This is a genomic window from Rhodococcus sp. IEGM 1354 (assembly GCF_030056855.1).
GTDB lineage: Bacteria > Actinomycetota > Actinomycetes > Mycobacteriales > Mycobacteriaceae > Rhodococcoides.
Genome location: NZ_JASHKT010000013.1, coordinates 96,520 through 103,124, shown reverse-complemented (window position 1 = coordinate 103,124; position 6,605 = coordinate 96,520). Strand labels below are relative to the sequence as shown.

3 protein-coding genes and 1 pseudogene are annotated in these 6,605 nt (G+C 60.7%); 1 reads left to right on the top strand and 3 read right to left on the bottom strand.

From position 1 onward, the window contains the following. A pseudogene (locus tag QM588_RS22435) lies at positions 1 to 973 on the bottom strand (ABC transporter); the annotation flags it as partial. A gap of 1,151 nt (positions 974 to 2,124) precedes the next feature. Beyond that, complete coding sequence (locus QM588_RS22430; RefSeq protein ID WP_283316660.1) at positions 2,125 to 3,060, bottom strand: GGDEF domain-containing protein; 936 nt, start codon at positions 3,058 to 3,060, stop codon at positions 2,125 to 2,127. A gap of 186 nt (positions 3,061 to 3,246) precedes the next feature. Here QM588_RS22430 and QM588_RS25750 point away from each other — a divergent pair, with 186 nt between their 5' ends. After that, on the top strand, positions 3,247 to 3,798 hold the full coding sequence (locus QM588_RS25750) for a histone-like nucleoid-structuring protein Lsr2 (protein WP_336620093.1): 552 nt from the start codon (positions 3,247 to 3,249) through the stop codon (positions 3,796 to 3,798). A gap of 984 nt (positions 3,799 to 4,782) precedes the next feature. On the opposite strand, the gene QM588_RS22420 is transcribed toward QM588_RS25750, so the two are convergent. After that, positions 4,783 to 5,877, bottom strand: coding sequence for a glycosyltransferase family 87 protein (locus QM588_RS22420; protein ID WP_283316667.1), 1,095 nt, complete (start codon positions 5,875 to 5,877; stop codon positions 4,783 to 4,785). Between the last annotated feature and the right edge of the window lie 728 nt (positions 5,878 to 6,605).

Below are 6,605 nucleotides of genomic sequence, written 5' to 3'. Positions count from 1 at the left end.
TGCGCACCGCCACTTCAGCGGCCTCCCCCGACTGTTCGGATACCGGGCGCAGTACGGCGACAAGTTCTGTCAGCGAAAGCGCATTGATCTCGGCAATCGAGTGGCCGGCGATGCTGACGTCCAGCGCGTCCTCGCGTAGTCCACTGCCGGAGCACTTCGGGCAGCGGACGGTCTCGGTGAACTGCAGCGCGCGGTCCCGCATCCGCTCGCTGTTCGAGTCCGCCAGAACGTGCATGACATGACTACGTGCGCTCCAGAACTTACCTTCGTAACCGTGGTCGACTCGGCCCTCTTCAGGCTCGATGAACACCTTGGGGTGCTCGTCGGTGAAAAGAAGCCAGTCTCGGTCCTTCTTCTTCAGCGTTCGCCATGGCGCATCGATGTCGATACCCAAGCCGCTGACGATGCTGCGCAGGTTTGCGCCCTGCCAGGCACCCGGCCACGCCGCGATCGCGCCTTCACGAATGCTCAGCGACGGGTCAGGAACGAGCAGTTCCGTTGTCACATCATGGAACTGACCCAAGCCGCCGCATCGCGGGCAGGCACCGGCGACAGTGTTCGGCGAAAACGCTTCCGCCGGCAGCAACGATGCACCGTCGGGATAGGTGCCGGCCCGGGAGTACAGCATTCGGAGCAGGTTGGACATGGTAGTGATGGTGCCGACGCTCGAGCGTGAACTGGGCGAACCCCGGCGTTGCTGCAACGCAACGGCTGGGGGAAGTCCCGTGATGGAGGCGACGTGGGGTGCGCCTACTTGCTGAAGCAGTCGACGCGCGTAGGGAGCGACCGACTCGAAGTAGCGTCGCTGCGCTTCGGCGTACAAGGTGCCGAAAGCCAATGACGACTTTCCGGATCCCGACACCCCTGTGAACGCGACGAAGGCGTTGCGGGGTATGTCGACATCGACAGCGGCCAGGTTGTGCTCGGTAGCACCACGTACATGGACATACCCGTCCCAGTTTGAGTGTGTCACCGAACGAGCCTAACGAACGTTCCAGGCCAGAGGGCATCGGAGTGTCGAGTTGCGTTGCGCCTACGCAGTTTCGATGCATGCAATTACGCGATCCGAGATTCGTGCAGGGTCCGCTCAATAGGTTTGACGACCATCCGACTCGACTGGTGCGCGAAGCTGGTCGAGGCAAACGAACTCCATCGAAGGCTGTGTGTTCGGCGATAGGAACCGGCCGGTTGCTATCGCTTTCAACATGGAACGTGGGTGGTCCGATGTTGTTCGACTACGCCATCGACAGCCAGGCCGTGATTGCAACTCCGCTATCGAATGACCCGCAACGCAAAGGATTATGGACGGCCTCCCACGGTCGCTCTCTCCAGGTGGCGAGGAGGCGGGATGCCGCTCCGATTGCGCATGTGGACCGCGGTTGATGGGCGTACACCCCGAAGCACCGAGACGGATGGCTGCCGAGAATGGACCGATTGATCTGTGCAAAGTGCTGACCGGGGATTTTCGCATTCGCATTTCCAATGAGTCCACCCGTCGCCAAGAGATGAACGCTGTCCAACCTGCGCACAGCACGAGTGCCTGCCGGATCTCCCTCGGTGTCTTTTAGCTACTCCTTGGAACCGAGGGCCACGGTCGCCAGACTCGGTGTGACTTCTCGCCCCTGTCATCAATGATGCGGGGTGTCGCCGGGTGTGGTGGCGTCAACGGACCGCTGGTAGGGACAGGGGCGCCGCTCGCGAGCAGATCTCCTCATAACGTGGGATTCGGGTGGAGTGCTTGCCGCGGCGTTGGCGGGGCAGCTTGGTATCGATCGGGTCGTACCGGGTCGATGCTCTCGGATAGACATCCATCTTTTTGCTCAACGCGCCGCCGGAACAGATCAGACCCTCATCAACTCTTCGGAATCCAGCTGCCGCAGAGACACCCGGGCCCCGAGCCGCCAAGACGACGTCGAGGATTTCTCTGTAGAACTGGTCGCGGGAGTGGCGATTCGCCGGGGTGTTCTGGACGCAATTACCGAGCTAGGTAGGCCCGCGGCGAATGAAGACAATGACGAACCCGTGCGCTCTGCCAGTCGGTAGCGTTGATCCCTAGAACCGCAGCGTCGGTCTCAGCCTCGGACGGGCTGCTGCTGCAGGAAAGAATACCGATCGGCGACTGCATCATGGTTCTCGGAATTGTTTCGTTGGACGATGAGCTTTGTTCGTGTACATCGCGGTGTCTGCGCGGTGGATGAGTGTAGCGGCCGTATCGTCGGGAAGCCTTTCTGCTGCACCGATACTGAGCGATATGCGTTCACTGCCGGCTGTCCCGAGGGCACGGAGTGCGGCATCTGCCGCCGCCTCGATGTAGCGGCGCAGATACCGCTGTTCGTCGAAGATCCAGGCGAAGCCTCCGTCAGGTTGAATGGGTCTGCGGGACGCTATCAAAAACTCGTCACCCGCGTAGCGGCAGACAACTCTGTCGTTATGTGACAAGGCACGGAGATGGTCGGCGAGCGTAGACAACACCGTGTCGCCGGCCGCGTGGCCGTGACCGTCGTTGACTCGTTTGAAGTGGTCGACGTCGGCGAACGTCACCGTCACGGCACCACTGTCGGCGAGCCAGTCTTCGAGTACCGACAAGACCACATTGCGGCGGAACAGTCCGGTCAGATCGTCGCGTTCGGCGCGTTCTCTCCATATTTCTGCTTCCGTACTGATCGGATTGGCGAGATCGAGTGCAACGACGAAGACCGGTACACCGTCGATGACGGTGAGTCCGGTGTGTGTCCAGCTCGAGACCGGGACGTCGTCGTCTTGCTGTAATCGGCGCATCGCCGATATCGGCGGGGCTGGATATCGGCCCGTCCGAAAGAAGTCGGCGAGCAGCTTCTGTGTGACTGCTCGGATGGCCGAATGTGCTGTCGGGTGTACGAAAGCGAAGACGTCGCGGGTTACGCCATACGTACGGGACAGGTTCGCCGCTACCCGACAAGCTGAATTGACGGCGATAATGCGGAAGTCGGTGTCGTGGACGAGAGCCGGGAGGGGGATTGCATCGACTACTTGCTGTGCGGCAGGTGCGAGTGAGTTGAGCTCGCCGCCACGTGACCTCATTTGTCTCAGAATAGCTGGCTGCACGTGTGGCGGAACACTGTGGGTGCGGTCAGTGAGCAAGTGCACAGCTCGGGTGGACCTCTGGCTGGATCGCTCGTTCACCGCGTCGTCCTGCCACCGATTGAGGGGCCCGAGATCTATAGACCAGTAATGGGTGACGGAAGGTGATACGGCTGTGCCAAACGAATGACGACCAAACTGGTAGACGATACCGACGGGTCGGTCATCAACGCCGCTTCCGGCGAGCCGATCGAATTGGCCAACAACGGAATCGAGTACTCGATCGACCTGAAAGCCAAGAATGCCAGCGGATTTCACAAGGAAGTCAGGCACCACATCGAGCACTCGACCCGAGTTGGTGGCCGTAAGCGTAAGCCCTCCACTACCTTTGAATCGCACGCTCGGGTACCGGTCAAACGTCAACCCGACCAGGCACGGGCGATTCGCCAGTGGGCATTCGATCAAGGGTGCAAGATCAGCGAACGCGGTCGCATCACGGCAGACATCGAAGAGGCATGCAACGCCGCCTACTGGCCTGAGTCGGTGGGCCGGCCCCGACCAGAAGAGACCGGAGGAGCATCTGCTCAGCCCGGACCTCTGATGACCGTCTTGTCTGCAGCGATCGGCATCACAACGAACAATTCTGCTCAGTGGAACTCTGAAGCCACCGCCATTGGGTCACAGGCGCGATGGGCGGTCGACGTGGCTTCGGCGAGAATTTTGTCGATGCGGCGTTGATCGATGTCAAATGCGGCCCGAGTTCTGTATCGACCAAGGTCAAAGATTGCGATGGCGCGAGGATGGGCGGTCCCGATACCGATAGATGTTGCATCAATACCGCTGTCCGAAAGTAGATCCCGTCGAGGTTTTTTTCGCCCGCATGGGCGGCGGCTTTCACTTGTCCGGCCGCGGTGCCGAATCAGTCGCAGATCGCCAGTCGCAAAATGGGTCGATACCCATGTCGTCCGCCACCGTGGTCGATTAGTGCCGCAGGGTCGATCGACAGCTATCAGTACGAACCTTGCGCCGCCAGCTCAGCGAACAGGGCGCGTAGTACCGCTTCGTCGTGCGACACGTCCCGGTTTAGGATCCGGCGCCCGTCTGCGCTACGCGCAATAGCGCCATCTGCGATCACGTCGACGCAAATACCGGGATAGATGCCACCAAGGTCCTCGTTCACACATCCTCCGTATTGAACACGTTCCGACATACGACCCGCGCTTCTCGAGCAACAGAGTTTCGGTTCGCGGAGACCAGACGCCCACCTCTCCGGCAGCGTCACTCGTGTAGACGTGCACTCCAATCAGACGGAAGAAGTCGCACAGAAACAGACTACCCACCGCGCAGGTAGCGCGAGGGTGGAAAGAAAAACAACCGGGCGGCCGCGAGCCGGGCGGCTACCTGCTTGCCTGTCCACACCCGTTCCTAGTCGGTAGTGCTCTGCGCGGTGGGTACGGCGAAGTAGACGCAGGCCCTGGCTGGGTCTGCATCCTGGCCCGACATCCTCGATGCAGCCAACAAGTGGCCGCACAGATGGCCCAGGTATTTATGCGAAGCCTCGCCCTCAATCGGTCAAGTAGTGGTGTCGCGTGCCCCTTTCCCAGGCGGTCACGGTCGCTACTGCGCAAACATCGCCATTCCGACAAGAAGATAGGAGACTGCGCACGGAACGCTACCGAACAGTCGCGATGCCGGGCGTCGCTGAGCATCATGTGTGCAACCTCAGACGAGGGAGTTTTCCAGCTCCGGTTTGCGGGTCGCATGTCGCGAACGAGCTTGGAGCACCGCGGCGATCAGAAGCACCACGCCGATGAGGCATTGCGCATTACCCACAACCTGCCGAACAACGACTTCAGACCATGCTGTCGACGGGCCGATTCCATCGAGCACTCGATAGGGGTTGAGGACGAACACGATGATCGCCAGCATCAGTAGTGGCCGCCAGGACCTGTACCGATCGGCGATAGCAAGCGGGAGGAGCACTACACCGTAGACCCAGTGATGATTGACCGCGAACGGAGCAGCCAGCAGCGATGCCAACGCAATCACCGCGAACGCCACGACCGTCTCACCCGACCGCACGAACCGTCGCGCGGACCACACCGCGGCGCCGACGACAGCCGTGGCCAGAATCAGCCAGAGAGCGGTTCTGACTGAGCCCTCGGCACCCAACCGTGATATGAGACCGGTCAGTGCCTGGTTACGTCCGAATTCGTACACCCCTCCGCGCTCGGTGGCAAAGAATTCGGTATGCCAGAAGTACGCCGAGGCACCGGGAAGCAACCAGAACCCGACCATCGCCAGCGTTGCAGCGGTGACGAGCGCTCGCTTGATCGACGCGACATCACCGCGGGCAAGTAAATACAGTCCGAATGCTGCCGGTGTGACCTTGACGGACGCCGCGACTGCCGTGGCGATGCCCCGGAATCGATTCGGCACCGAGTCTGTGCAGTCGGCCACGACAAGCGCCATGAGGACGATATTGATCTGCCCGAGATCTAGGTTGGACCGAACAGGTTCCATGAGCAAAGCAACACCGAGTGCGGAGCACGCGATCAATGCCGGCCGGACGACGTCGAGTCGTCGCAGCAAGGCGTTGAGAACCCACCACACGAGCACGATATTGAGTGCGGTCCAATTGAACTGAAGGGTGATCGTGTCGAGCAGAACCAGTGGTGCGAACATAACCGCGGCGATCGGTGGATAGATGAAGCGTAGGCCGGATCGTGTGGGGAATTCGTCTGAATACAAGGGCATTTTGTGGAGATACGCTGTCCCTGCATCTTGGAAGACCGCGAGATCAACGACCTCGTGCACGGTAGCGGCACGGATCAGAGCGAGGCCGACGATGACGAATGTGAGGATCGACGCGACAATGAACGGTATTCGGGCCGAGCGTGATTGAGGCACGAGTGTGCTGTCCGTTCTGTGAGCCGACGTGAGTTGTCGGGGACGAAGCTGTGGACCCAAGGCGAAGTGATACAAAAGAAGGAACGGAGGTCGTACGACAGGCATGGGCTGGCGGACAGGCGCGTTTCGAGGGCGCGCGCAGAAGCTCAATTCGGCACTGCTGATCCATCTACAGCCGGTCAGAATGGCAACACTCGGGTGATGGGTGGTTATTGTCGCTAAAGGCGAGCCTGATTGTTGCGTGAAAACTCCTACCCATCAGGGCGTCAGGCGTGTAAGTACTATGCGGTGCAATAGAAGACTTCCCCGCGGCGTCCCGCTATGTTCCCGGACCGGACGGGTGAATCTCCTGAGTACCTGCTCGGCTCGGGCATAGTGACCACCTTGCCGAAACGTCGTCTCTCGCGCATCAGGGGTTCCACCCATATCAACCCTGGGAATGCACCGCCTTGAACGCGCCGAGAAGGAGCAGCAGCTCGACACCGTAGACAGATTCGTCAAAACGGTCACGTCCGTGATCGTTTTGCGGCGCGCCTTCGGTCTGGTGGCGGCTTTGCGGCCGAAGATAGCTACCAGGTACGAGCCGTTCCCCGTCGCCCGCCAGGGCGACGGGGAACAGAGCTGCCGGGGTGAAG

Bases quoted from the DNA above. Each gene is read 5' to 3' on its own strand.
- QM588_RS22430 (WP_283316660.1), bottom strand. From the start codon at position 3,060: ATGAGGTCACGTGGCGGCGAGCTCAACTCACTCGCACCTGCCGCACAG.
- QM588_RS25750 (WP_336620093.1), top strand. From the start codon at position 3,247: ATGACGACCAAACTGGTAGACGATACCGACGGGTCGGTCATCAACGCC.